The following is a 24,377-nucleotide window of genomic DNA, read 5'->3' as shown; positions in this document are numbered from 1 at the left end:
GTTTTCAGTTATTAAGCTCTCTATCTTATTTTTTACCTATAAGAGGTATAGGTTGATGGCAAAAGTCTCACCTTCTATGGCAAAAAACCAGATTAAACGTAGTTTGCTTCAAATTATAGATTCACATCCGAATAAAACGCAAAAACAGAAAATATGGTGTTATTTTAGTAATTGTTGTGCGTATTGTGACGTAGCTATTGACCCTAACAGTCGTCAAGGACATCTTGATCATCTATTAGCGGTTCAAGATGGTGGTAGCAATGATATCTATAATTTTGTGCTGGCATGTCATATTTGTAATGGCGACGAAAAAAGAGAAATGCCATGGCGTGAGTTTCTGAGCAATAAGTGTAAGAACTTATCTAATAGTATCTATCTGGAACGAGTAGCAAAGATAGAAATATGGCAAGAACAGTCGATTATGAGCCAAGTAGATGCGGAATTATTGGCTCGAATGGAAACTATTATAGATGAAGCTAAATCTAACTTTGATCAGTCAGTAGAAAAAATGCGTATATTGCGTGACTCTATAACTACGAATTAATTTCATAACAATTAAGAGAACATTATGACCAGAATTGAAAGCACTTTTGAAACTTTAAAATCACAAAATAAAAAAGCCCTCATTCCTTATGTAATGGCAGGCGATCCTAATCCGACCACTACTGTAGGCCTGTTGCACGACTTAGTAAAACACGGCGCCGATATGATCGAAGTCGGTTTACCATTCTCTGATCCAATGGCAGATGGTCCAACCGTTGCCTTGGCTGGCGAGCGTGCATTAGCAGCAGGTACGAGTACTCGTGATGCATTAAAGATGGTTGCAGAGTTTCGTCAAACAGATACACAAACGCCAATTATCCTAATGGGATATTTAAATCCTGTTGAAATTATTGGCTATGATAACTTTGTGGCGCTATGTGAGCAGTCAGGTGTTGATGGTTTGTTGATGGTAGATTTACCGCCAGCAGAAGCGGGCAGCTTCACCCAGCATTTGACTGATCATTCGATGAATGAGATTTTCTTGCTATCGCCAACCACCTTACCTGAGCGCCGTGAGCAAGTATTGACTCATTGTGGCGGCTATATTTATTATGTATCACTAAAAGGTGTGACTGGCTCAGCCACGCTAGATACTGACGATGTAGCAACTCAAGTTCAAGCAATCAAAGCAGAAACAGATCTGCCAGTATGTGTTGGCTTTGGTATCCGTGATGGTGCTTCTGCTAAGGCGATTGGTACTCATGCAGATGGCGTTATCGTCGGTAGTGCCTTGGTACAGAATTTTGCCGATATTGATGCCAATGATACAGCTGCGGTTGCAAATGCACAGCAGAACATCATGGCGAAAATGGATGAGCTACGCGAAGCGTTAGACAGCTTAAGCGCTTAATAGCTATTGCTTTCATATTGTTATTACTTGAAGAGATAGTTATTTGAAGAAGCAGTTATTTGAAACGGCAAAGTCAAATCGTAGCTATTGTTTACCTAAGACTTTACTTAAATGCTTTACGTGAAGACAATACTAAATGACTTTGCTAAAATTAGTTTACGAGTGTAAACTAACATCACTATTATATGGTGTCTGATAGCAGTGGTTTATTCGTCATTTTGATTGGCAAATACATTATCTATCAACAAGCGCATAATCAAATTACCGACATATGAGATTTATTTATCAGTATGTCGCATGACTGCTCATGTTATGACTGTGTTAGACGTTTTGTTTAGACAACCATTAAACTCTCAATGACAAGCGAATGAGCAAACTTGTCAATAAGCCTTTTATGATGGCAAATAATATGACTGATACAATAACAAAACCCGATAACAATACTGCTAAAGCCGCGCCAAACAGCAATACGGATAGGCAGTCATGGTTTAATCGTCCTATCCCAGGCATCAAGCAGCATTTGACTGCGCCACTGTCTGCGGTAGAGACTGAACCGTCAACTAAGTGTAGTAATTGTCATTCGATGATTACCAACACAGCGCTGATTTTTAACTGTTATGTGTGCCCACATTGTGATCATCATTTACCGATGAGTGCTCGTGAGCGCTTGAACTGGTTACTTGATCAAGTAGACGGTGAGACAGGACAAGAGTTTACGGCAAAAGATCCATTGAGCTTTGTGGATAGTAAGCCATATCCTGCGCGTATGAGTGAAGCACAAGAAAAAACAGGTGAGTCTGAGGCGTTGGTTGCGATGTATGGCAAACTGCGTAACCTTGATATCGTCGCCTGTGCTTTTGACTTCCGTTTTATGGGTGGGTCAATGGGTTCAGTCGTTGGTGATCGTTTCGTTCAAGCAGCTGAAAAAGCGCTAGAGCAAAAAGTACCTTTGGTTTGCTTTGCTGCTTCTGGCGGTGCACGTATGCAAGAAGGCCTGCTATCATTGATGCAAATGGCACGCACGGCAGCAGCGATTGAGCGTCTAAGAATCGCTGGTATTCCTTATATTGTGGTATTGACTAATCCGGTGTACGGCGGCGTAACTGCATCACTGGCGATGCTGGGTGATATCCATCTAGCAGAACCAAAAGCGATGATCGGTTTCGCTGGTAAGCGTGTGATCGAGCAGACTGTACGCGAGACGTTAGAAGAGCCATTCCAGCGCGCTGAGTTCTTATTAGAGCATGGCGTAGTGGATGAAGTGGTACATCGTCATCAGCTAATTGATACGATATACCGTCTACTTGCAAAACTATGCCGCGTACCAAATGTAGATGCTCAGTAAAATGAGATGCTCGATAAGGTAAATGACTCAGTATAATGAATCATTTATTGAGTGCATAAAGACTTAGCTGCGTGCTAACATCTACTGCATATGCAAGACCCCTAATAGCATTTATCGTCATTGCACGGTAAGTGCTATTTTTGGTTTTAGCTAGCACATATATTTCTATCTCTTATTAAATTTTATATAGGTTTTATCCATGTCTGACCTTTTAGCATCTGACCTTCGCAGCCCTAATGCCCATAGTCCTAATGAAAGTGCTAGCCTAACTGAGTGGCTCGATTATATGCAGCAGATTCATGTGTCTGCAATCGATATGGGATTGTCACGTGTATTGCCTGTTGCAGAAGCGTTAGGCGTGGTGCAGTCAGCTAAAGATGACGCTTATGTATTTACTGTGGCAGGTACCAATGGCAAAGGCTCTACAACTGCTGTCATCGCCGAAATGTGTAAAGCCGCAGGTTATAAGACGGCACTATATCAGTCGCCACATCTGAGCGTTTTCAACGAGCGTGTGCGTATCAATGGCGAGATGGTCAGCGACCAGACGCTGATTGAGGCCTTTAGCAAAGTAGAGGCGGCACGCTTACAGTGCGAGTTGACGTTGTCGTTCTTTGAGATGACAACACTAGCAGCGCTATTGATATTCGCTGAGGCAGACTGTGACGTGTGGGTATTAGAAGTAGGATTGGGTGGACGGCTAGATGTGGTCAATATCATTGATCCTGACATGGCAGTTATTACCAATATTGGTATCGATCACGTTGACTGGTTGGGTGACAATGTCGAGGATATTGGTCGCGAAAAAGCAGGTATCTTGCGCAAAGACATTCCACTGATTTATGGTGCTACTGAGATGCCAGCCAGCGTGCAACAATCCATCGATACCCAGCAGGCAACTTGTTATCAGATTGGACAAGATTTTAGCTACCGCGATATTGATTTAACGACTTGGCAATACAGTAATGCAGCGGTTACCTTGCAATTACCACGTCCTGCGTTATCGTTGACTAACACGGCCAATGCACTATCAGCAGTATTGGCAAGCCCATTAAATGTTGAGATCAATGCGATTGAGCAAGCGCTACAAACTGTCAAATTAGCGGGACGTTTCGATTATCGTGAGAGCCATAGCCGCCATTGGTTATTTGACGTGGCGCATAATGAGCAAGGCGTTGAGTTCTTATTAGCGCAGCTATTACCATTTTGGCAGCAGCATGTAGCCAAGCAAAATAATCAAGATAGCTCAGCGGATATCCCTACACCAAAGATAAAGATGCTATTTTCTATGTTAGGTGACAAAGATATTGATAAAGTGGTACAGCGCTTAACCCAAGCAGGCTTACCGATTAGTGACTGGTTTATCGCTGAAATTGATTACCCTCGTGCCGCGACTACTGAACAGCTGCAAGATGTTTTGGTCAAATATATCGATAGCACCAATATATATGCGTTTGATGGTCTGCATACAGCGACCCATGCAGTGATAGAGGCGAGCCAACCGCAAGACCTTATCGTCGTATGTGGCTCGTTTCATACGATTGGGGAAGCGTTAAGTGCCCTTAGCGTATGATAATTTAAGTTAAAGTAGTGCCTGTTTAATGTTAATCTTAGTCATAGCCTGATAGCAGACAGCATGAAAAATATGCTTTATAATCAAAATGATTTGCCAGACCGGTAGAAGATGGTCGGCGTAAATTTTGAACCCTGATGGTATTAACTGACAGTAACTGGCGGTAAGAGATCATGATTAAAGCGATTGGATATACTGCTTTGAGATAGTCGCTGCGCCGCTCAATCAACCTTATTACCAACTAAGAGACGTAAACGGATGAACTTTTCGAGACAAGCCTTATTGGGCATTGGGATGATTATCGGCGGTAGCGTGATGCTATATGCCATGGTGCAGCAGATTGGCGATAGTGACCAACCAGAGCCGATGTCAGCGATGGTTGACAAATCAAGCTCGGAGCAAGAGTCTCCGCAGCCGCTCACCACTGATATCGAGACAGAAAAACGTATCCTTGCGCAAAAGCAAAAAGAGCGTGCAGCTCGCGTTGCAGAGCAAGAAAAACGTGCAAAAGAGTTTTTGACAGAGCAGGAGATTGCTGAAGCAGAAGCATTGGCTAAGGCACGTGCTGAGAGCCAGCAATATGTCGATAATAGTGCGCCAGCTACTGATGAAACTACCAATACAGAGGCTACAAAAGACGTTACTACAGATCTAACGGTTCAGCCTCGTACGGAGAGTCAGTCTACTACTGATACTACAAAGTCTAGCGAAGCAGAGAAGCAAAAAGCGGCTCAAGAGCAACAAGAAGCTCAAAGGCAAGCGGCTATCAAAGAGCAAGCGGCCGCCAAAAAACTTGCTGAGAGCAAAAAACAAGCGGAGGCAGAGAAACTAGCCGAAGCAAAAAAGCAGGCGGAAGCCCAAGCAGCGGCTGAGAGAAAAAGAGAAGCAGCTGAAGCGGCTAAAAACGAGCCACCAAAATCGCCTTCTGAATACCAAATCAAGAAAGGCGATGGACTCATAAAACTGGCAAGACAATACAATATGCCTGTAGAAGTATTGGCTCAAGCTAACAATCTATCTCCATCAGCAGCGCTACAACTGGGTCAGAGCATCACCATCCCATCGAGCAAACAGGTACAGCGTCTGGAGCGTGAAGCGGCGGCAGCCGAACAAGCGCGTGAGAAGAAGCGCCAACAAGAAGAAGCGCTAGCGAAGAAATCTGCCGATGCAAAACGTGAAGCGCAGCAAAAACTGAGTGAAGCGCGTAAAGAAGTCAAAGAAACAGACGCTAAGGGTAGCTTTGGGGTGCAAGTGGCTCTAGCAAATGACCAAGCCAAAGCGGATGAGTTAGCGAAAAAGTTCCGAGCAGCAGGTTATCAAGTCAAGACCAGTGCCACCAGTCGTGGAGTGCGTGTTGTGGTTGGGCCTGAACGCGGCAAAGTCGCAGCATTGGCACTAAAAGATAAAATCAATAGTGACCCTAAAGTAAATACGACCAGCGCTTGGGTGCTTTACTGGCGTTAAGCTAGAGTTTCTAGGGGTCTTGATTCGGCTTTTATCTACTTTATATGAAAACACGACAAATACTGTCGTGTTTTTTGTTTTATAGATTGCTGATTTGCGCCGCCTTAGTTAAGATGAGCGCCATTTTTATAATCCGTTGTTGTATAACCTGTCAGCCTATATAGGTTGCCTTGTCGTGGTCGGCGCATTATTAATTGCTATTACTAATGACAATTAGCCCATCACTCTCATATTGTATAAGGTAGAACCATGTCGTTTGGTGTTATATTTCTAATATTGGCCGTTGGGTTTTTAGGGCTGATTACGTTACCGAAGCTATTAGCAAAGCGCCCTGTCGTTGAGCCTGATCCAAAACCTGTGCGCGGTGATGAGTTGGCTATTTGGCCATTTGCGCCGATGCCGATTATGACCGATACGGAAGTGATATTTTTTAATAAGTTAAAAAATGCGCTGCCGGAGTATCACATATTTGTCCAAGTACAGCTGTCACGGATCATTGAAGCCAATAGTAGTGAGACATCAGAGCGTAGCTTTTGGTTCAATCGTATCTGCCGCCAGAGCGTTGACTATGTGATTGTGGATGTCGATGCTCAGACTACCTTGGTCGCTATCGAGCTTGATGACTGGACGCATAGTAGTAAAGCACGTCAAAAAGCGGATGATAAAAAAGATAAGGCGCTTGCTAGTGCAGGTATTGCAATGGTGCGCTTCCACGCTGAGCGTATGCCGAGTGCCGATATGCTTAGATATGAGCTAATGCAAGTGATTGAGAGTTATTAAGCATTCTGTGAAAGCTGTCCGATTGTTAAGGCTAAAACATTATTCAAGCAGTTTCATTTTAAAACTTTAGGTTAGCTAAATTTATTCATCGATCTGGTCTGACTGTCTTGGGTAAATAACGACTAGTCGATTACCTTCAAAATATAAACCTGTCTTAGGTAGCTCGCTATCTGACCAAACTATCGGCTGCTGATGACCATCATAAGCATTTCGCTCATCATAAAAGTCGCGTTTGGTGAACCATTCAATATAATGCGCGGCTCGCAATACTGTAGTGTCAATCGTTGCAAGACCTGCCATGTCCCTCTTATCGCACCACTCATGCATCGGAAAGCTCGGCGTTAGCCAATATGGCCAGTCATAATCACCGCAATCAGCTGTGTTAATCGGTAAAAAGAATCGCCCTTTGATCACGCCATAACGCTTATCGATTTTTACCTGTCCGTGATTTTCCGTATCTACCCACACCGCTCGAAACTGCTTGGTTTGCATGTGTGTCATTTTGCGCTGTAGATTATCATTGGAGTTAATCCCGACCCAGTTCACAGGTTCAAAAGGTGCTGATCCCATAAAAAACTTAATGGCTAGCTCCCAATGTTCAACCAGCTGTTCCGCATGGTTATATAGAATCAAATCAAGCTCACCAGTCGTCTGCTTACCATTATAGAGCTGCACATTGCTAGCCAGTGTCTCATACGGATGCAGCTTGCGCGCAAATCCATCCTCTAACCAAAATGACAGTAAGCCTTCAAAATGAAAACCCAGACGATTGGGGCTAGGGCGTTTGAGTAAATAGCGAGTCAGCTCTTGATAGGCGGCAGTGATGTCTAGCTCTGTTAATCGTCGCTCATACGCTTCAAACTGCGTCTGCCAAAATTGCGCGCTATGCACGGTAACGGTATGTGTAGTTTGATGCGGCGTAAAGTCTAGCCACTGCGTCAGAACATTAGGGCATGCTAACACATAAGCCAAATCACGCACATAGGGTCGGCGGTAATGCTCCCAAGGAGCGTCATTCCTGAGGCGATTAAATGTGGGCTGATTGACAGGCTCGATCATAGAGTAAACCAGTGTGAAGGTGTAGCATTTACCCTAACGGCTCGCTCTATAAAAGTCTATAGATGACAAGTATCCGCTAGGGCAGTGCTCAGTTTTTTGGCGCTAAAATATGATATTAATGTGATGAATATGAATGCTGATATCAGGCGGTGATAGCAAGTAAGGTAATAGAATACTGAGTATTGTCTTGATTATTGGTAATAACCATTTCGATGGATTTCTAGGTGCGTTATGTGGTGGCTGTTGTTCTAGATTAAGTGGGGTGTGATCTTTCTGGGTCATTGTCTAGCTCCATATTTACCGTAACTTGATTGCTACGGCTTATGGTTGCTATTTTATGAAGTAAGGTCATTCGATAGTTCTATATAGAAAATGGCAAAGTTCTATAGAACTTCATCAGCTTTCTTTAGCCATTTTGCAATGAAGTCTTTTTTAACAGAGAGTCCTAACGCCTCAGCCTTAGCTTGAATAAGCTTATTAAGTTCTCCATAAGGATCGGCTAGGTGCTCTTTATCATATTCAGCCATTTTAATAAGTGTGGTCACTAACGCTTGCATAGAACCTACGCTTTTATGGTGTGTTGGCTCGTCATTAGCTGACTTGTCTACTATTTCAGTTTTGGCTTGTGCTAGTCGGTTTTCAAGTTCGGCTACTTTTTCCTGTGCTTTGTTATGATAAGTAGTAAGCTGCGCTACTTGCTCTTGAAGTTCATTAATAATTTGTTTGTCACTCTTAAATCCTGTTTTTTGCTGTGGAAGATCTCCTCTTGATGCCATTGTAATAAGCTTATGAAAGTTATGAGCTTGTGAGTTCTCGCCATACTCATCTATTATAGACTGCTCTTGCTTGGCTCTTTCAGCCTCACTTACGACATTAGTGTCTATTAGTTTAAATGTTCTTATCCCGTCTTTAGGCTCTTTTGCTGTTACCATATCATCGCCAGTCACGCTATAATCTAGCGTCCTACCTTTCTCTAAAGGCAAGTTGAGCTTCTTTAAAAAGCCAATTTTCTGCAATTCTTCCAAACTATAATAAAAGTCTATTTCAATAGGCTCATAAAAATCTAAATCTGCATCATCTTCTTCTAGGCAATCATCATAAAAAGAATTACAAAACATCATATAGTCGAGAAAGCCATCTTTTGCGATCTCATAAAATAGCGTACTGGTTTTATACTTACGATCAATATCGTTGCACGAGTAAATGCGGTAATGTCGGTCTATGTAATATTCGTTTACTAGCTCATCAAAATTATTATACAGCAAAAAAGATACGATCTCTTGAATTGGCTCTCCTAGCTTATACGACATGAAACATAAGAAATCTTTTGGTGATATATAGCAGTTCGCTTTCTCTCTTGCTTCATCTAGTAATCCCACAATTCACACCTCTACACCCTTAAACCAAAGTAGGTACAAGGCAGTGCCAGCCTAAAGGTGTATGAACGGCTGGATTTCGGTTACTTGTCATGCCTTGCAAGATTTTTATTATTTTTTGCTCAATCAAAACATCATAAAACCACCCATCAAATTTAGCACAAAAAAAAGCCAACCATTGAAAACAATGATTGGCTTTTCTCTTTACTGCTATGTTTGGTCGGAACGGCAGGATTTGAACCTGCGACCACTACACCCCCAGTGTAGTGCGCTACCAGACTGCGCTACGCCCCGAGTGACTGACTATTTTACGCAAAATTATGTATATTGCAAGGGCTATTTATAGCAGATAAACTCTACAATATTATTCTGCCGAGCATAGTCAGTATAATCGCTTAGCAGCCAATATTAACCCAATAATTCTTTTAGAATTTGGTTCACTTGCTGTGGGTTAGCACTACCGCGACTGGCTTTCATGACTTGACCGACCAGACCGTTAAAGGCTTTTTCTTTACCGCCACGATATTCTTCGACCATCGCTTCATTTTTTGCGATGACTTCTTCTACCATTGCTTTGATAGCGCCAGTATCGGTCTCTTGCTTGAGGCCTTTGTCTTTGATGATTTTATCTGCTGCATCATCACCATCGCCGCCTTCGCGCTCATATAGAGCACTAAAGACTTTCTTAGCCAATTTGCCAGATAGCGTGTCATCTTTGATACGCTTGAGCATACCAGCCAATTGTTTGGCGCTAATAGGGGAGTCGATGATGTCGGTGTCATCTTTGTTCAGGGCGCCGAGCAAGTCGCCCATGACCCAGTTACCAGCCATTTTGGCATCTTGCTGACCGATTTCAGCCACTACATCTTCGAAGTAATCAGCAATTTGACGACTACCAGTCAAGATACGAGCATCGTATTCTGACAGACCAAGCGCTTCTTCAAAGCGTGCACGACGAGCGACTGGTAGCTCTGGCATCGCTGCTTTGATCGCATCAACCGTATGTTGCTCGATACGGACAGGTAGCAGGTCAGGATCAGGGAAGTAGCGATAGTCGTTGGCGTCTTCTTTGGTACGCATGGTACGCGTTTCATCACGCTCTGGATCATACAGCATCGTCGCTTGTACGACTTTGCCGCCATCTTCTAGGATATCGATTTGACGCTCGATTTCACGATTGATAGCACGCTCGATAAAGCGGAACGAGTTTAGGTTCTTTAGCTCAGTACGCGTACCGAGATCAGCGCCTGGCTTGCGCACAGAGACGTTACAGTCACAGCGGAATGAGCCTTCAGCCATTACTGCGTCTGAGATACCTAGCCAAGTGACTAGCTGATGGATGGCTTTGATGTAGGCAAGTGCTTCGTGAGCAGAGCGCATGTCTGGCTCAGAGACGATTTCGATTAGTGGCGTACCAGCACGGTTCAAATCCACACCCGTCATACCGTCGACAGCATCATGGACAGATTTACCTGCATCTTCTTCTAGATGTGCGCGAGTGATACCCATACGTTTCGGATATTCGTTCTTTTCGCCTTCGTTGACGACGACATCGATATAGCCTTCACCCACGATAGGATTGGCCATCTGGGTGATTTGATAGCCTTTAGGCAAATCAGGGTAGAAGTAGTTTTTACGGTCAAACGTATTAAACAGACCCAACTCAGCATTGACACCAATACCGAATTTTAGGGCACGATCGACCACACCAGCATTTAACACTGGCAATACGCCAGGTAGACCCAAATCGACGATACTTGCTTGGCTGTTTGGCTCATGACCAAAGTCAGTCGGCGCACTTGAGAATATCTTACTTTCCGTATTTAGCTGGCAGTGAATCTCGATACCGATGACCACTTCATAGCCATCGACAAATAGCTCTTTACGCACAGCGTGTTCACGGACGGCATTGTTATCAGTAGTAGCTGTACTCATTATACCGTCTCCTTTGCGATGGTAGAGTGTTGTAGGTGATGGTCGGTATGCTGCTGGAACAGGTGCGCAGTCGTGAGCAGTTGACTCTCTTGCCAGTGCTTACCGATTAATTGCAAGCCAATAGGGAGGCCTTCTGTCGTCAAACCAACTGGCTGACTGAGCGCAGGTAGACCCGCTAGGTTGACCGCAATGGTATAAACGTCACCTAAGTACATCGTTGCAGGATCTAGGTCTTCACTGAGCTTATAAGCCGCAGTCGGTGCAGTCGGGCTAGCAATCACATCACAGCTAGCAAATGCTTCGTCGAAATCTTTGACGATTAAGCGGCGAATCTTCTGTGCTTTAGTATAGTAAGCATCGAAGTAGCCAGCAGACAGTGCATAAGTCCCTGTCAAAATACGGCGCTGTACTTCAGGGCCAAAGCCTTCGGAGCGTGAGCGTGTGTATAAGTCGATCAGATCCGTTGGGTTCTCACAGCGATAACCAAAACGTACGCCATCGAAACGTGATAGGTTCGATGACGCTTCAGCAGGTGCTAGCATGTAGTAAGTGGCAAGCGTAATTTCAGGATCAGTGATGTTCACTTCTACAATCGTTGCGCCCAGCTCTTCGTATTTTTTGAGCGCGGCACGTGCTGCTTGCTCGACTTCGCTATCAAGCCCTGTGCCAAAGTATTCTTTGGCCACACCAATACGCAAGCCAGCAAATGGCTTATCACCAGCAGCAGCTTGGGCATCATTGATGTCTTGTACGTAGTCAGGCATCTCGTACTTGATAGAAGTTGCATCGCGCGGATCATGACCAATCATTGGTTGGAGCAGATAGGCGCAATCTTTAGCGCTGCGTCCCATGCTACCCGCTTGATCCAAACTTGAAGCGTAGGCAATCATACCAAAGCGTGACACACGACCATAAGTAGGCTTGATACCTGTTAGGCCGCAGAATGAGGCAGGTTGGCGAATAGAGCCACCCGTATCACTACCGGTAGCAACAGGAACAAAGCCTGCGGCAACAGCAGCAGCACTACCACCTGACGAGCCACCAGGGACGCGCTCTAGGTTCCAAGGGTTCTGTACAGTGCCGTAGTAAGAGCTACTGTTGTCTGAGCCCATCGCAAACTCATCCATATTGAGTTTACCTAAGCTAATCATGCCAGCTTTGTCGATGTTAGAAACGATGGTCGCGTCATATGGTGAGACAAAGTTGTGTAGCATCTTTGAGCCACAAGTGGTCAGTACGCCTTGGGTACAAAAGATGTCTTTGTGCGCCATTGGTACGCCAAGTAGTGGACGCTGATCGCCTTGTGCGCGCATCTCGTCTGCCGCTTTTGCTTGTGCGCGTGCTGTTTCAGAGGTATGAGTGATAAAGCTGTTAATTTTGCCGTCTAGCGCATCGATGCGCTTGATGTAGTGTTCGGTTAATTCGGCGCTGCTAAATTGTTTGTTTTGCAAGCCAGTAATGAGCTGCTCGGTACTTAATAAATGAAGTTCAGACATAAGGTGTCGTCCGTCAAAATGTTAATAGCATAAAATAAAATGGGATAGTGACAAATGCGTGGTTGTGTTATTCAGCCGCTATTATTCAATCACCTGAGGCACTAGATATAAGCCTTCTTCTACGGCAGGTGCGACTGACTGATTACGCTCACGATTGATGTCGTGTTTTGCCACATCAGCACGTAACTCTTGGCAAGCTTCATGGATATTGGCTAGTGGCTTGATGTCTGTCGTATCAACGTTAGATAGCGTATTCATCAGTTTTAATACTTTACTGATATCATCAGCATAGCTATCGGCTGTACTTTCATCGACACCTAAGCGGGCAAGGTTGGCAACTTCTAGGATTTCTTCACGGCTGACGTTGCTGTCAGACGTTGCTGGCTGCTGAGACATAGTTTCTCCAGTTAAGGACAGTTTTTGTTAGAGTAGTTGATTACGAAAACGAAAATACGTAAGCGCTAAAATAGAGACAATTAAAATATAAACAAATAGTAAGTGGGCTTATTATAAAGCATCTGACTCAAGTTTACAGAGCATGACGCTTGATTGATGCACAATCTCAACCAAGAGGCTGAATTGATAAAGACGTAATATTAAATAAGATATGGTGTCATCCAAGCCATAATGCCAATTCAGACACAATGATTTACAGAGAATTGCAAAACTTACCCCCTAATTCATCATTGTTCCTCAATTGCTCTCCAATTAGCTTCTAAAATACGTTACAGTATGCATCTGCTATTAAGCAAAACATTCATCTGCCTGTAGAGCCTTGTTAGTTATCAGATTAAATGATGTTTCATTGAGTTGAATGATATTCACTACTATTTCAAACTTTGTAACAACTTTTGGCGTCTAAGACAAAAATCCTTACTTACTGATGCAAATATCTATGTTTTTTTTGAGCTAAATCGGTATAATTTAGCTCAGTTTTTTCATTTCATCATTATTGTTTGGATTTTGACTTGTTGGGATGATTAACTGTTGCCACAAGTAATGTTTAACGACGACCTGCTCAACACTGACGAGTAACACCTCAGTCAATCTCATTCGCCTCATTCGTAAGACGCTGGATATATTAGTCATGAACCTGTTTGGATTTTTATCAAATAATATCGCTATCGACCTCGGTACTGCGAACACCCTAATTTTTATTCCTAATAAAGGCGTCGTGCTTGACGAGCCTACGGTGGTCGCGTTACGAAGCAATCGTACTCAGAACCCGACCGTCGCCGCTGTTGGTATCGATGCCAAGCAGATGCTAGGCCGTACGCCTGCGAACATCACAGCGATTCGCCCGTTAAAAGACGGTGTGATTGCTGATTTTGAAGTGACGCAAAAAATGCTTAAGCACTTTATCGCTAAAGTAAAAGCCAAGCGTTTTATGGCACAGCCTAATGTTGTGGTTTGTGTACCATGTAAGTCTACTCTAGTTGAGCGCAAGGCGATTCGTGAGGCAGTATCATCAGCAGGTGCGAGCAAAGTATTATTGCTAGAAGAGCCGATGGCTGCGGCTATCGGTGCTGGTATGCCAGTTCATGAAGCCAGTGGTTCTATGGTGGTGGACATCGGTGGTGGTACAACTGAGATTGCTGTTATCGCCCTGTCTGGTTGCGTATACGCTGAGTCGATTCGTATCGGTGGTGATATGTTTGATGAAGCGATCATCACCCATGTACGCCGTACGCATGGTTGTGTCATCGGTGAGACGACCGCTGAGCGTATCAAAAAAGAAGTCGGTTCTGCATTGAATGAAGACAGCCAACTAGAAGTAGAGGTTCGTGGTCGTAGCATGGCAGAAGGTGTGCCAAAGACCTTTACTGTCAATTCAGAAGAAGTGCAAAAAGCGTTGACTGATCCATTGAGCGGTATTGTTAGCGCTGTAAAAGTAGCACTTGAGCAGACTCCGCCAGAATTGTCATCAGATATCGCTGAGCGTGGCATTGTATTGACAGGTGGCGGTGCACTATTACGTGACTTAGATAAACTTATCTCGCAAGAGACTGGTTTGCCAGTGACGGTAGCAGAAGACCCATTAACCTGCGTTAGCCGTGGTGGTGGTATCGCGCTTGATTTCATCAATAACAAAAGTTTAAATATGATTTTTGTTTAAATCATCTCTATCATTAATTGCCATATAGTATTGGCAATATATGATAATTTATGTGAACGATGAAACTATAAATATAGTTGGTTTAATATAGTTTGGATACAGGAAAGCCGAGCGAAAGTACTACAAGTATTAGGCTGAGCGTGACTGATACCGTATCCAATTTATAGAAAATTGACTATATATGAAATTAAAGGTAGCCGACTGTGCTACCTTTAATTGCATTCATTTGTGCTAGAACCCCATATCCTCGATAAACACTCATGCTGTAAATAAGTGCTATTGTTCATTTTAGAATCCTTAAATCAGACGACTTATGACTTCAAGTATTTTTGCTCGCCAGCCGTTATCACTTCGTAAGACTGTTATTGTATTGATAGCAGCCTTGATTTTGATGTGGTTTGATAGCAAAAACTCTGATTGGTTCAAGCCTGTACGTAGCACCAGTCATGCTGCCATGCAGCCAATCTATGAGCTGTCTCTATTACCAAGCTATGCCAAGCATTGGGCAGGTGGTAGTCTACAATCTAAAGAAGCACTGCGTCGCGAAAACATGCAGCTAAAATCGCAATTGATACACGCGCATGCCAAGCTACAACAGCAAGATTATATTTTGGCGCAGAATGCACGTCTGCAAGGTATCTTATCTACCACCAAGCCCGAGCAGTTCGACCTTAATTTGGCGCAAGTCATCGGTACAGATACCAATTTGCTCAGACAGATTGTCGTGCTTAATAAAGGTGAGCAAGATGGCGTTCAAGTTGGGCAAACGGTCATCGATGAAGACGGCGTATTAGGACAGATTATCAATGTCTATCCGAATACTAGCCGTCTGTTGTTGATTACAGATGAGCAGCAGTCAGTTGCGGTTACTGTCAAGCGTACCGGTCAGCGTGCCATCGTCACAGGCCAAGGTATCCCATCTTCATTAAGTCTCAATTACGTTTTCAAAACATCGGATGTGCGAGTAGGTGATGAGCTAGTGTCGTCAGGATTGGGTGGTCGTATTCCGGCAGGCTATAGAGTAGGGCGTATCGCGCATGTCAAAGACGAGCAAACCGATAACTTTAGAACCATCGAAGTTACCCCAGCGGCTAATTTTATCGATAATGCCTATGTACTAATACTTCAAGACAAGCTGTTAAATGAGAACAATGCTGCTGCTATTGCTCCATAGATAATGACGCAAGCCACAGTATTAACGGCTAATTAGCTGGCTTATTAATGTTTTAAAGCTTTCCACTTATGGTATTCACCTTGCCAATATCCAATCAACAATATAACAGCAACCATCAAACACTCGCTAAGGTAAGTACCCATGTCGTATCCTGATTCTGAGAATGCCACGGTACTATTGATAGTTGTGATTGTTCTAAGTTTCATTGCTGCATCGTCACTCAATGTCTATCCATTAAGTCCAAGTATGGCCACACTGCGTCCCATGGTCATGATCATGGTGCTGATTTATTGGTTGCTGTTTCAGCCGCGCTATGTGGGTATTTTTACCGCATTTACGGTTGGACTGATTGCTGATTTATTGATGGATACCCATTTAGGACAGCAAGCTTTCGCCGCTGTTGTGGTTGCACTGGTTATCAAAATTACCAGTATCTACGTCAGACAGTTGAATACCGTTAGCGCTTGGTTAATTGCTAGTCTAGGGCTGATTGTCTTTCAGTTAAATCTATGGATACTACAGATGTTTATTCAAAACGTCTTTGTCGCCCAGTCTGCTTTGTCATTATTTATGAGTATCATTAGCTGGCCACTCGTACTGTTTGCTTTGCGCAAGTTTTCGCGTTAATGAGTCACTAGCTATAGCTATTACTCTGATTGATAGCTTAGTTTGCTCTGTTCACAAGACTGTATGACCACATACATCATAAATTTATAAATGAAGAGAATATCGATGGATATCGTTTTGGCATCTGGCTCTCCGCGTCGTCGTGAGCTACTAGAAAGAGCGCAATTAGATTTTACTATCTTAAGTGTAGATATCGACGAGACGCCGTTAGATAATGAGTCGCCAACAGACTATATCGAACGCATGGTCGAAACCAAAGCTAATGCCGCGATACAACAATTAAGCGACACCTCTCAAGCAAATCACGATAGCCTTACATCACCGTTTATTATTTTGACTTCTGATACCATCGGTGTACTGTCGGATGGTAAGACAGTATTGGTCAAACCCGTCGATCGCGAGCACGCATATAGTATGTGGCAGCGTATGTCTGATAACGTCCACGAAGTATGGACTGCCGTTCAAGCGACTCAAGTACAGCTATTGCCCAAAGTAGAACGAAGCCCCTCAGAACCTACACAGTGCTTGCAAATTATCAACCAACAGCGAATTACTGAGCGTACGGAAGTGACTTTTATACCATTGACGACACAGATGATGAGTGATTACTGGGATAGTGGCGAACCCGCTGATAAAGCTGGTGGATATGGCATTCAAGGACTGGGTGCTGCATGGGTCAGTCGTATCAACGGTAGCTACACCAATGTTGTTGGTCTGCCACTGGCGCAAACACTGGCACTAATCAAAGAAATGACAGAAGGCAGTATGGACACAGTCAACCCGTTATAATGAGATATGCACATAATGACACGGTAGGGTAATGGGCAAGAGCAAGTCGCATTTGTTACACTGTCAATCTAATAGGCGATGACCGTCTAATAAGAAAGCTGAGAGATAAGAGAAAAAACTATGTCCGAAGAGCTGCTGATTAATATTAGTCCAATGGAGTCCCGTGTTGCGGTTTTAGACAATGGTATTTTGGGCGAGATTTATATTGAACGACATCACAAACTGGGGTTGGTCGGCAATATTTATCTGGGGACGGTCGTACGTGTCCTTCCTGGTATGCAGGCAGCCTTCGTAGATATTGGTCAGTCACGGACCGCATTTCTACATGTCAACGATATGCAGCGTGAACCACGCCCCGTTGCAGAAAAAAACAAAGCGGCTAAGGCCACTAAGCACGAGATAAATGAGGACGATGCCACTGCCAACGCTTCTGCTGATAGCTTGGCTGTGACACCGCCTATTGTCAGTGCGCAAAGCACAGAGATCGTACCAGCGTCTAAAACATTGATTCAACACCGCCTACATGAAAGTCAGCGTATTTTGGTACAGGTAACCAAAGATCAGTTGGGGAGTAAAGGTGCTCGTCTAACGACCAACATCTCACTACCATCACGTTATCTAGTATATTTGCCATCGAGTGACCATATTGGCATATCGCAGCGTATCGATGGCGAAGAAGAGCGTAGCAGATTAAAGACTGAGCTTAGTAGCCTGATGCAAACGGTCAATCTAAAAGGTGGACTGATTGCTCGTACCGCTGCTGAGCGTGTGCCTGTCGATAAGCTAGAAGAGGACATCTATTATCTATTGCAGCTATGGCGTACTATCTGCGCTCGTCGCCAAGAGATTAATCATCATCAGAGCTCAGAGCTGATCTATCAAGAACTGTCGCTACCATTACGTTCTATCCGTGACTTGGTTCACGCTGATACCGAAAAAGTTATTATTGATAATACGCAGATTTATGAGCAAGTCAGATACTTCGCCAAAGAGTTTGTTCCATTTGTCTATGACCGAATCGTGCACTACACCGCAGAGCAGTCGCTATTCGATGTACACCGTGTTGAGGATGATCTACGTGATGCACTAAAGCGCCGTGTCGATCTCAAGTCTGGCGGTTATCTGATTATCGATCAGACCGAAGCAATGACCACGATTGATGTTAATACAGGTTCTTTTGTGGGCGGTCGCTCATTAGAGGATACGGTTTATAAGACTAATCTAGAAGCCACACATGCTATCGCTCGACAGTTGCGCTTACGTAATCTAGGCGGCATTATTATTCTAGATTTTATCGATATGCTTGAACAGCAGCATAAAGATGATGTGCTTGAGAGCTTACAGGCGCAACTTACTCAAGATTATGCAAAAACCAAAATTACGCAGGTCAGTGAGCTTGGCTTAGTGGAAATGACACGTAAGCGAACGCGTGAATCATTAGGTCAGCAGCTTTGTGAGCCGTGTTCGACTTGTCAAGGTCGTGGGTTTGTCAAAACGGCAGAGACCGTTTGCTTTGAGATTTTCCGTGAGATTATGCGCTGCGCACGCACTTATAATTCTCCCAAAAAGTTCACAGTGGTGGCTCATGCGGCAGTCATTGACTTACTACTCACGACAGAGTCAGACACAGTGGCCGATTTAGAGTATTTACTGGGTAGGGTGATTACTTTTGATGTAGAGAACCTATACACCCAAGAGCAGTATGATATTGTTTTAGATTAATATTATTTAAAACAAATAATAATTTTAGATAAAAATATTTGTGTGGTTAGTAGCCAGTATAAGAAGGAGCATCTCTAATGATACTAGAGATTGCTCTTGCAATACCTAAAATACTATGTATAATATACACCACTGAATTATATATGCGCAGCTGAATAAAAAAAGCTGGCGCTATGACAGCTAGAGCATCGTTTCTAGCACTATTTCATTATGCCTTTGCTACTTTCCAATTAATAGGAGGGTCGGCGGGGCTTTAAACTATTTTGCTTTTGGCACGCTATAAGTTCGGATAAAGAACTCATTCTGGTTAAGAACAGAAGGCCGCTTTAAGTGAATATTTAACCAAACTGCTTTTGATCATGGTCTTGCGACGCAAGAATGACAAAGGCACATATTAGGAGCTTGCTGGCATGGCTAACCAGAGAATCCGTATCCGTCTTAAGTCTTTTGATCATCGTCTGATTGATCAATCTGCACAAGAGATTGTTGATACTGCAAAGCGCACCGGTGCGCAAGTTTGTGGTCCTGTACCGTTGCCGACTCGCATTGAGCGCTTCAACGTTCTAACCTCACCACACGTTAACAAAGACGCTCGTGACCAGTACGAAATCCGTACTCATAAGCGTATGGTTGATATCGTTCAGCCAACTGACAAAACTGTGGATGCGCTAATGAAATTAGATTTAGCGGCGGGTGTTGACGTTCAAATTGCTTTGGGTTAATGCACATTAAACACCCAACCCATTAATATAAGATATAAAGAGGTCTAAAATGGCGATCGGTTTAGTCGGTAAAAAGTGCGGCATGACCCGTGTCTTCACTGAAACAGGCGCATCTATCCCTGTAACAGTTGTTGAGGTCGATGCAAACCGCATTACTCAAGTAAAAAATACTGATGTAGATGGTTATCAAGCCATCCAAATTACCACAGGTACTCGTCGTGACAGCCGCGTAACAGCTGCACAAAAGGGTCACTTCGCCAAAGCTGGTGTTAAAGCTGGCCGTGGTGTTTGGGAATTCCGTGCCAACGAAAGCGATCTTGAAGGTCGTGAGATTGGTGGCGAGATTCTAGCTGACTTGTTCGAACAAGGTCAGATGGTTGATGTGACAGGACAGAGCAAAGGTAAAGGTTTCCAAGGCCCTGTTAAGCGTCACAACTTTAGTATGCAAGATGCTACTCATGGTAACTCAGTGTCTCATCGTGCGCATGGTTCAACTGGTCAAAACCAGTCACCAGGTAAAGTATTCAAAGGCAAGAAGATGGCGGGTCAGATGGGTAACAAACGTGTTACCGTTCAGGGCCTAGAAGTGATTTCGGTTGATGCCGAAAAAGGGTTACTTGTCATCAAGGGTGCTATCCCAGGTGCCACCGGTGGCGATGTTATCGTACGTCCGTCAGTCAAAGCCTAAGCAAGGGGATTAACGTGGATTTAAAAACAGTTACAGGTGCGGCGGTTGAGCTTTCTGATACGGCATTTGGTCGTGAATTCAACGAAGCACTAGTGCATCAAGTCGTCACCGCTTATTTAGCTGGTGCTCGCCAAGGTACACGCGCACAAAAAACACGTGCCGAAGTTTCTGGCGGTGGTATTAAGCCATGGCGCCAAAAAGGTACTGGTCGCGCTCGTGCGGGTTCTATTCGTAGCCCAATCTGGCGTTCAGGTGGTCGTGCATTCGCTGCAAAACCACAAGATTGGTCACAGAAAGTAAACCGTAAAATGTATCGCGGTGCGATGCAGTGCATCCTAGCAGAATTGATTCGCCAAGAGCGTCTGATTTTGGTAGAAGAGTTGAGCGTTTCTGGGCCGAAAACCAAAGAACTGATTGCTAAGTTAAACGATTTGAATGCACCTCGTGCACTAATCGTTACTAAAGAAGTTGATGAAAACTTATACTTAGCTGCTCGCAACATTCCACATGTCAATGTACTTGGTACAAATGAAGTGGATCCAGTGAGCTTGATCGCATTTGATAAAGTGATCATGTCAGTTGAAGCTGCGAAACAATTTGAGGAAGCACTAGCATGAATAACGCAAGACTTTATCAGGTCTTAAGAGGGCCTGTATTCTCAGAAAAATCTCAAATGCTTGGCGACTCACTTGGTGTGCAGGTATTTAAAATTGATTCTAATGCTACTAAGCTTGAAGTCAAGAAAGCAGTTGAGTTGATGTTTGAAGGTGTTGAAGTCACTAAAGTAAACACTTTGAATGTTAAAGGTAAGACAAAGCGTTTTGGTAAAAGCATCGGCCGTCGTAACGACTACAAAAAAGCCTATGTTACCTTAAAAGCTGGTCAAGATGTACAAATGGCTGATGCTGGTGAAGAAGTAGCGAATACTACTGATTCTACTAGTGAAACAGCGAATAACGAATAAGGATTACACTCATGCCTATCGTAAGAGCAAAGCCAACATCACCAGGCCGTCGTTTTGTTGAAAAAGTAGTGCATCCACACCTGTACAAAGGTCGTCCGTTTGCAGCACTTCTAGAATCAAAAAGCAAGTCAGGTGGTCGTAACAATAATGGCCGCATTACTACTCGTCACATTGGCGGTGGTCATAAGCAACATTATCGCATTATCGATTTCAAACGTACTAAAGACAATATCCCAGCAACGGTAGAGCGTATCGAATACGATCCTAACCGTACTGCTCATATTGCTCTACTTAAGTATGCTGATGGCGAACGTCGTTACATTATCGCTGCTAAGAAACAAGTAGTTGGTGATACAGTAATGTCAGGCGAGACTTCTCCAATTCGTCCAGGTAACTGCTTACCGCTAAAAAACATCCCATTGGGTACTGTGATTCACAATATCGAGCTTAAAATCGGTAAAGGTGCACAGATGGCTCGTTCTGCGGGTGCTAGCGTTCAGTTACTAGGTCGTGACGGTGTTTATGCTATTCTACGTATGCGTTCTGGCGAAACTCGCCGCGTACACGTGAATTGCCGCGCTGTTATTGGTGAAGTTTCTAACACTGAAAACAACTTGAAATCACTTGGTAAAGCCGGTGCTTCACGTTGGCGTGGTGTTCGTCCTTCTGTTCGTGGTGTCGCTATGAACCCGGTTGATCACCCACACGGTGGTGGTGAAGGTCGTAACAAAGGTCGCCATCCAACCAGCCCTTGGGGTCAGAAGTCTAAAGGACTTAAAACGCGTCACAATAAGCGTACTGACAACATGATCATCCGCCGTCGCGCCAAGAAGAAATAAAGGAAGAATTTCATGCCTCGTTCATTGAAAAAAGGTCCATTCATAGACGCGCACTTGTTTGCTAAAGTTGAGAATGCATTAGACACCAACTCACGCAAGCCAATTAAGACTTGGTCGCGCCGCTCGATGATTCTGCCACAAATGGTTGGCCTAACTTTATCTGTTCACAACGGCCGTACTCATGTACCGGTTATCGTGAGCGAGCAGATGGTTGGTCATAAACTAGGTGAATTTGCCCCGACTCGTACGTATCGTGGTCACGGCATTGACAAAAAAGCTAAGAGATAAGGTGCTTACCATGGAAGTAACTGCAAAATTACGCGGTGCCGCCATATCGGCACAAAAAGTTAGACTCGTTGCTGATGAAGTTCGTGGCAAATCTATTGAGCGTGCTTTGGATATCCTAACGTATAGCAATAAAAAAGGCGCTGTGTTTGTTAAGAAATGCCTTAACTCAGCCATCGCCAATGCCGAACATAATCACGGCTTAGATATTGACGACCTAAAAGTCGCTACTATCTATGTTGATGAAGGCATTACGCTAAAACGTATCCTACCACGTGCCAAAGGCCGTGCTGATCGTATCAGCAAGCGTACTTGTCACATCACTATAAAGGTAGGAGAATAAGTTATGGGTCAAAAAGTACATCCAATCGGAATTCGTCTTGGTGTTGTAAAAAAGCATAACGCAAACTGGTATGCTAACCCTAAACAATACTCAGAATACCTAATTAACGACATTCAAGTTCGTGAATATCTACGCAAAAAGCTAGATAACGCTATGATCAGCAACATCATGATCGAGCGTCCTACTGGCGCTGCTAAGATTACCATCGCCACTGCGCGTCCTGGTATTGTTATCGGTAAGAAAGGCGAAGATATCGAAAGACTTCAAAAAGAATTGACCAAAATTATGGGCGTACCTGCTCAGGTCAACATTGAAGAAATCACGTCACCTGACCTTGATGCACGTTTGGTAGCAGACGGCATCGGTAGCCAGCTTGAGCGTCGTGTTATGTTCCGTCGTGCGATGAAACGCGCGGTACAGAACAGCATGCGTTCTGGTGCTAAAGGTATCAAGGTTGAGCTGTCTGGCCGTCTAGGCGGTGCTGAGATTGCTCGTAGTGAATGGTACCGTGAAGGTCGTGTGCCATTGCATACACTCCGTGCTGATATTGACTACTCGTCAATTCGTGCAGAGACAACTTACGGCACCATCGGTGTTAAAGTTTGGATTTTCCGTGGCGAAATCCTTGACGGTATGAACAGTGTATATAATCCCGTCAAAGAAGAGCAGACTCGTGCGCCAAAACGCCGTGGTCGTGGAAACCGTCGAAACTCAGACAGAGGTTAAACTATGTTACAGCCAAAACGTACCAAGTTTCGTAAAATGCACAAAGGTCGTAACACTGGGCTAGCTCATCGTGGAAGCACCGTTGCATTCGGACAAATTGGTCTAAAATCATTGACGCGTGGTCGTATGACAGCTCGTCAAATTGAAGCAGCACGTCGTACCATCACTCGTAAAATTAAGCGTGGCGGTAAGATTTGGATTCGTGTATTCCCTGACAAACCAATTACCAACAAACCATTAGAAGTACGTATGGGTAAAGGTAAAGGTCCAGTAGAATATTGGGTATGCGAAATCAAACCTGGTAAAGTGCTATATGAAATTGAAGGGGTATCTGAAGAGCTTGCTCGTGATGCATTAACGCTCGCTGCAGCAAAATTGCCCTTTAAAACTACCATTGTTAAGCGGACGATAATGTAATGAAGATCAGTGAATTACGTGATAAATCATTAGAAGAACTGACCCAGTTACTTGATGAAAAGCAACTTGATGCTTTCCGTATTCGTATGGCTAAAGCAACTGGTCAGTTGGGTAATACCCATGAAGTTAGAGCCAATCGTCGCACGATTGCCCAGCTTCAGACTTTGATTAACGAGAAACAACGAGGCGACTCATGAGCGATAACAATCAAACAGCTACCAATGCTAGCGTATTGACAGGACGAGTTGTCAGCGACAAGATGGACAAGTCCATCACAGTTTTGATTGAGCGTCTGGTTCGTCATCCTTTGTATGGCAAGCAGCTTCGTCGTTCTACGAAAATCAAAGCTCATGATGAGAATAACGTTTGCCAACAAGGCGACCTTGTCCGCATCAAAGAAACGCGTCCAATCTCAAAAACTAAGTCTTGGACTTTAGTTGATGTGGTTGAAAAAGTAGAAAAAATCTAAGTAAATTGCATTAAAAGCCAGAAGCTGTTAAAATAGCCGCCTTTTTAAGGATGCTGATTGCGCCGAGCGTATATC

Annotated in this window: 29 protein-coding genes and 1 tRNA gene; 22 read left to right on the top strand and 8 right to left on the bottom strand. The window is 43.9% G+C overall.

The genetic code is table 11. From position 1 onward, the window contains the following. The first annotated feature begins 55 nt into the window (after positions 1–55). The 6 genes from ACQKC9_RS12215 (at position 56) to ACQKC9_RS12190 (ending at position 6,555) form a co-directional block, all read left to right on the top strand. Positions 56–544, top strand: a complete 489-nt coding sequence (locus ACQKC9_RS12215) for an HNH endonuclease (RefSeq protein WP_427621996.1) — start codon at positions 56–58, stop codon at positions 542–544. Positions 545–568: 24 nt separating this feature from the next. Further along, positions 569–1,393 (top strand): tryptophan synthase subunit alpha, encoded by an 825-nt coding sequence (gene trpA, locus ACQKC9_RS12210; RefSeq protein ID WP_102091139.1) that lies wholly within the window; start codon positions 569–571, stop codon positions 1,391–1,393. 397 nt (positions 1,394–1,790) lie between these two features. After that, the gene (gene accD / locus ACQKC9_RS12205; RefSeq protein WP_180952657.1) at positions 1,791–2,738 is read left to right on the top strand and encodes an acetyl-CoA carboxylase, carboxyltransferase subunit beta; all 948 of its coding nucleotides are present in this window, start codon (positions 1,791–1,793) and stop codon (positions 2,736–2,738) included. 199 nt (positions 2,739–2,937) lie between these two features. Continuing rightward, positions 2,938–4,311 carry a bifunctional tetrahydrofolate synthase/dihydrofolate synthase gene (gene folC / locus ACQKC9_RS12200; protein ID WP_427621994.1) on the top strand — a complete coding sequence of 458 codons (1,374 nt, stop codon included), beginning with the start codon at positions 2,938–2,940 and terminating at the stop codon, positions 4,309–4,311. 258 nt (positions 4,312–4,569) lie between these two features. Then, positions 4,570–5,775, top strand: coding sequence for an SPOR and LysM peptidoglycan-binding domain-containing protein (locus tag ACQKC9_RS12195; protein WP_427621992.1), 1,206 nt, complete (start codon positions 4,570–4,572; stop codon positions 5,773–5,775). 249 nt (positions 5,776–6,024) lie between these two features. After that, positions 6,025–6,555: a DUF2726 domain-containing protein gene (locus ACQKC9_RS12190; RefSeq protein ID WP_101204933.1), complete on the top strand. Its 531-nt coding sequence runs from the start codon at positions 6,025–6,027 to the stop codon at positions 6,553–6,555. Positions 6,556–6,636: 81 nt separating this feature from the next. Here the strand turns inward: ACQKC9_RS12190 and ACQKC9_RS12185 are convergent, their stop codons facing one another. The 8 genes from ACQKC9_RS12185 to ACQKC9_RS12150 all read right to left on the bottom strand — a co-directional run bounded on the left by ACQKC9_RS12185 (position 6,637) and on the right by ACQKC9_RS12150 (position 13,474). After that, a complete protein-coding gene (locus ACQKC9_RS12185; RefSeq protein WP_427621990.1) occupies positions 6,637–7,614 on the bottom strand; it encodes a DUF1853 family protein in 978 nt (325 codons plus the stop codon). Between the two features lie 102 nt (positions 7,615–7,716). After that, positions 7,717–7,896 (bottom strand): hypothetical protein, encoded by a 180-nt coding sequence (locus tag ACQKC9_RS12180; RefSeq protein ID WP_427621989.1) that lies wholly within the window; start codon positions 7,894–7,896, stop codon positions 7,717–7,719. 101 nt (positions 7,897–7,997) lie between these two features. Further along, entirely contained in the window at positions 7,998–8,993 is a 996-nt protein-coding gene (locus tag ACQKC9_RS12175; RefSeq protein WP_427621987.1) for a hypothetical protein, read from the bottom strand. A gap of 214 nt (positions 8,994–9,207) precedes the next feature. After that, a tRNA-Pro gene (locus ACQKC9_RS12170) sits at positions 9,208–9,284 on the bottom strand. Positions 9,285–9,398: 114 nt separating this feature from the next. Continuing rightward, on the bottom strand, positions 9,399–10,925 hold the full coding sequence (gene gatB / locus ACQKC9_RS12165; protein WP_102092404.1) for an Asp-tRNA(Asn)/Glu-tRNA(Gln) amidotransferase subunit GatB: 1,527 nt from the start codon (positions 10,923–10,925) through the stop codon (positions 9,399–9,401). Next, a complete protein-coding gene (gatA, locus tag ACQKC9_RS12160) occupies positions 10,925–12,421 on the bottom strand; it encodes an Asp-tRNA(Asn)/Glu-tRNA(Gln) amidotransferase subunit GatA (RefSeq protein ID WP_427621985.1) in 1,497 nt (498 codons plus the stop codon). The genes gatB and gatA overlap by 1 nt, the downstream gene beginning before the upstream one ends. 81 nt (positions 12,422–12,502) lie before the next feature. Beyond that, complete coding sequence (gatC, locus tag ACQKC9_RS12155) at positions 12,503–12,817, bottom strand: Asp-tRNA(Asn)/Glu-tRNA(Gln) amidotransferase subunit GatC (RefSeq protein ID WP_057758683.1); 315 nt, start codon at positions 12,815–12,817, stop codon at positions 12,503–12,505. A 528-nt stretch (positions 12,818–13,345) separates the two neighbouring features. Further along, positions 13,346–13,474 (bottom strand): hypothetical protein, encoded by a 129-nt coding sequence (locus tag ACQKC9_RS12150; RefSeq protein ID WP_259358613.1) that lies wholly within the window; start codon positions 13,472–13,474, stop codon positions 13,346–13,348. Between the two features lie 25 nt (positions 13,475–13,499). On the opposite strand from ACQKC9_RS12150, the gene ACQKC9_RS12145 reads away from it, so the two are divergent. The 16 genes from ACQKC9_RS12145 (at position 13,500) to rpsQ (ending at position 24,302) form a co-directional block, all read left to right on the top strand. After that, positions 13,500–14,537, top strand: coding sequence for a rod shape-determining protein (locus ACQKC9_RS12145; protein ID WP_057758685.1), 1,038 nt, complete (start codon positions 13,500–13,502; stop codon positions 14,535–14,537). Between the two features lie 313 nt (positions 14,538–14,850). Next, entirely contained in the window at positions 14,851–15,711 is an 861-nt protein-coding gene (gene mreC / locus ACQKC9_RS12140; protein WP_427621984.1) for a rod shape-determining protein MreC, read from the top strand. Between the two features lie 141 nt (positions 15,712–15,852). Next, positions 15,853–16,338: a rod shape-determining protein MreD gene (gene mreD, locus ACQKC9_RS12135; protein ID WP_057758689.1), complete on the top strand. Its 486-nt coding sequence runs from the start codon at positions 15,853–15,855 to the stop codon at positions 16,336–16,338. A gap of 105 nt (positions 16,339–16,443) precedes the next feature. Beyond that, positions 16,444–17,127 (top strand): Maf family protein, encoded by a 684-nt coding sequence (locus tag ACQKC9_RS12130; RefSeq protein WP_427621983.1) that lies wholly within the window; start codon positions 16,444–16,446, stop codon positions 17,125–17,127. 120 nt (positions 17,128–17,247) lie between these two features. Further along, positions 17,248–18,849, top strand: a complete 1,602-nt coding sequence (locus ACQKC9_RS12125; RefSeq protein WP_102094166.1) for an Rne/Rng family ribonuclease — start codon at positions 17,248–17,250, stop codon at positions 18,847–18,849. Positions 18,850–19,259: 410 nt separating this feature from the next. Continuing rightward, positions 19,260–19,571 carry a 30S ribosomal protein S10 gene (rpsJ, locus tag ACQKC9_RS12120; RefSeq protein WP_010196670.1) on the top strand — a complete coding sequence of 104 codons (312 nt, stop codon included), beginning with the start codon at positions 19,260–19,262 and terminating at the stop codon, positions 19,569–19,571. Positions 19,572–19,620: 49 nt separating this feature from the next. Continuing rightward, positions 19,621–20,259 (top strand): 50S ribosomal protein L3, encoded by a 639-nt coding sequence (gene rplC, locus ACQKC9_RS12115; protein ID WP_057758696.1) that lies wholly within the window; start codon positions 19,621–19,623, stop codon positions 20,257–20,259. Between the two features lie 14 nt (positions 20,260–20,273). Beyond that, complete coding sequence (rplD, locus tag ACQKC9_RS12110; protein WP_057758698.1) at positions 20,274–20,876, top strand: 50S ribosomal protein L4; 603 nt, start codon at positions 20,274–20,276, stop codon at positions 20,874–20,876. Then, positions 20,873–21,223: a 50S ribosomal protein L23 gene (rplW, locus tag ACQKC9_RS12105; RefSeq protein ID WP_057758700.1), complete on the top strand. Its 351-nt coding sequence runs from the start codon at positions 20,873–20,875 to the stop codon at positions 21,221–21,223. The genes rplD and rplW overlap by 4 nt, the downstream gene beginning before the upstream one ends. Before the next feature lie 11 nt (positions 21,224–21,234). Continuing rightward, a complete protein-coding gene (gene rplB, locus ACQKC9_RS12100; protein ID WP_057758702.1) occupies positions 21,235–22,062 on the top strand; it encodes a 50S ribosomal protein L2 in 828 nt (275 codons plus the stop codon). Between the two features lie 12 nt (positions 22,063–22,074). Beyond that, positions 22,075–22,350 carry a 30S ribosomal protein S19 gene (gene rpsS, locus ACQKC9_RS12095; protein ID WP_010196682.1) on the top strand — a complete coding sequence of 92 codons (276 nt, stop codon included), beginning with the start codon at positions 22,075–22,077 and terminating at the stop codon, positions 22,348–22,350. A gap of 10 nt (positions 22,351–22,360) precedes the next feature. Next, positions 22,361–22,690: a 50S ribosomal protein L22 gene (rplV, locus tag ACQKC9_RS12090; protein WP_021813373.1), complete on the top strand. Its 330-nt coding sequence runs from the start codon at positions 22,361–22,363 to the stop codon at positions 22,688–22,690. Between the two features lie 3 nt (positions 22,691–22,693). Beyond that, a complete protein-coding gene (rpsC, locus tag ACQKC9_RS12085; RefSeq protein ID WP_057758704.1) occupies positions 22,694–23,416 on the top strand; it encodes a 30S ribosomal protein S3 in 723 nt (240 codons plus the stop codon). Between the two features lie 3 nt (positions 23,417–23,419). Then, positions 23,420–23,833 (top strand): 50S ribosomal protein L16, encoded by a 414-nt coding sequence (gene rplP / locus ACQKC9_RS12080; protein ID WP_025644399.1) that lies wholly within the window; start codon positions 23,420–23,422, stop codon positions 23,831–23,833. Then, the gene (gene rpmC, locus ACQKC9_RS12075; protein ID WP_025644397.1) at positions 23,833–24,030 is read left to right on the top strand and encodes a 50S ribosomal protein L29; all 198 of its coding nucleotides are present in this window, start codon (positions 23,833–23,835) and stop codon (positions 24,028–24,030) included. Before rplP ends, rpmC begins: the two co-directional genes overlap by 1 nt. Next, a complete protein-coding gene (gene rpsQ / locus ACQKC9_RS12070; protein ID WP_021813375.1) occupies positions 24,027–24,302 on the top strand; it encodes a 30S ribosomal protein S17 in 276 nt (91 codons plus the stop codon). Before rpmC ends, rpsQ begins: the two co-directional genes overlap by 4 nt. Positions 24,303–24,377 lie beyond the last annotated feature (75 nt).

The organism is Psychrobacter sp. NPDC078409 (genome assembly GCF_050268505.1).
Lineage (GTDB): Bacteria > Pseudomonadota > Gammaproteobacteria > Pseudomonadales > Moraxellaceae > Psychrobacter.
This window is presented reverse-complemented; position numbering and strand designations above follow the sequence as displayed.